We start from the raw sequence: 1,574 nt of genomic DNA, 5'->3' as shown, positions 1-1,574 counted from the left end.
TTAATGAGGCCATCGATCTTGAGATGGAGCGCGTTTCGGATGACGGACTCTATCAGGCACTGGTAACCGTGCGAACGGATGTTAACCGCGATATCTCAGCCCGGCTGGAGCAGGTTGAGCGCATGACAGAACGGACACCCTCGCAGGTTATGCCGGCTTTGGTGCTGGCCGCCGACTGGTACGACTCTGCATCACGCGCCGGGGACATAACGGCGCGCAACGGCATACGCCATCCCGGCTTTGTGCCGGTTCAGAAACTAAGGGTGCCGGCACGATGAATAATACCGTTCTTCTCCGGGTGAATGGTCAGGAGTGGGGTGGCTGGACATCAGTCCGGATCGCCGCTGGCATTGAACGCATAGCCCGCGACTTCACCGTTGAGATTACCCGCAGCTGGCCCGGAGATACTGATCAGGCGAACCGCAGCAACCGGATTAAAAACGGTGACCTCGTTGAAGTTTTTATAGGCACTGACAAAGTGCTGACCGGCTTCATTGAGGCTACACCAGTCCGGTATGACGCACGCAGCATCAGCGTAGGCATATCCGGGCGCAGCAAGACAGCTGACCTTATCGACTGCTCAGCCACGCCGTCACAGTATGGCGGGCGCTCGCTGGCGCAGGTGGCAGCAGAGCTGGCTAAGCCTTTCAGCATAACGGTGGTGGATGCTGGCGGCGCGTCAGGTGCGCTGCAGGGTGTTCAGGCAGATCAGGGCGAAACGGTCATGGACGTGCTCAACAAGATGCTCGGCCTGCAGCAGGCGCTGGCGTATGACAATGCGCAGGGCAATCTGGTTATCGGCGGCATCGGAAGCCAGCAGGCGCATACAGCACTGGTGTTGGGTGAAAACATCCTTTCCTGTGACACCGAAAAGAGCATTCGTGACCGGTTCAGTGACTATCAGGTTTCCGGTCAGCGCCGGGGTAATGACGATGACTTTGGCGAGGCTACAACTACGGCCATCAGAGCAAAGACCATCGACGGAGGCCTGAAGCGCTACCGGCCGATGATTATCCGCCAGACCGGCAATGCTACTACAGCAACCTGCAGCGAACGGGCAGAGTTCGAAATGCGCCAGCGCGCTGCGCGTACCGATGAGGTGACCTATACCGTGCAAGGCTGGCGTCAGGGTGACGGCTCACTATGGTTGCCTAACCTGCAGGTTATCGTCTTCGATCCCATCCTCGGCTTTAACAATCGCCAGATGGTCATCGCAGAGGTGACTTATCAGCAGGATGAAAACGGCACCGTGACCGAAATCCGGGTCGGACCGCCTGATGCCTACCTCCCTGAGCCAGCTAAGCCCGGCAAGCGGAAGAAAAAGAAAGAGGAGGATGATTTCTGATGGCTAATCCGATTTCAGGTATGGGCCGCGCGCTGTCAAATCTGCTGGCTCGCGCCGTGGTGCGTGGCCTGAACACGGCAACAAAATGCCAGATGCTTCAGGTTGAAATGGCCGGCGGCGAGGGCAAGAGCGACATCGAGCACATGGAGCCGTATGGATTTACTGCTGCGCCGATTCTGGGGGCCGAGGCTGTTGCGGCTTATTTCGATGGCGATCGCTCGCATGGCGT

The 1,574-nt window shown here is 58.2% G+C and carries 2 protein-coding genes and 1 pseudogene; all 3 read left to right on the top strand.

Going from position 1 to position 1,574, the window contains the following annotated elements; translation table 11 throughout:
* Positions 1–278 (top strand): annotated as a pseudogene (locus JS46_RS22720) (DNA circularization protein); the annotation flags it as partial.
* A complete protein-coding gene (locus JS46_RS22715) occupies positions 275–1,345 on the top strand; it encodes a phage baseplate assembly protein (RefSeq protein WP_033756090.1) in 1,071 nt (356 codons plus the stop codon). The pseudogene JS46_RS22720 and the gene JS46_RS22715, both read left to right, overlap by 4 nt.
* Positions 1,345–1,574, top strand: a 230-nt coding sequence (locus JS46_RS22710; protein WP_033756094.1) for a phage baseplate assembly protein, incomplete at its 3' end; no start/stop codon positions are given. The genes JS46_RS22715 and JS46_RS22710, both read left to right, overlap by 1 nt.

Source organism: Pantoea sp. NGS-ED-1003 (assembly GCF_000738765.1).
Lineage (GTDB): Bacteria > Pseudomonadota > Gammaproteobacteria > Enterobacterales > Enterobacteriaceae > Pantoea > Pantoea septica.
This window is presented reverse-complemented; position numbering and strand designations above follow the sequence as displayed.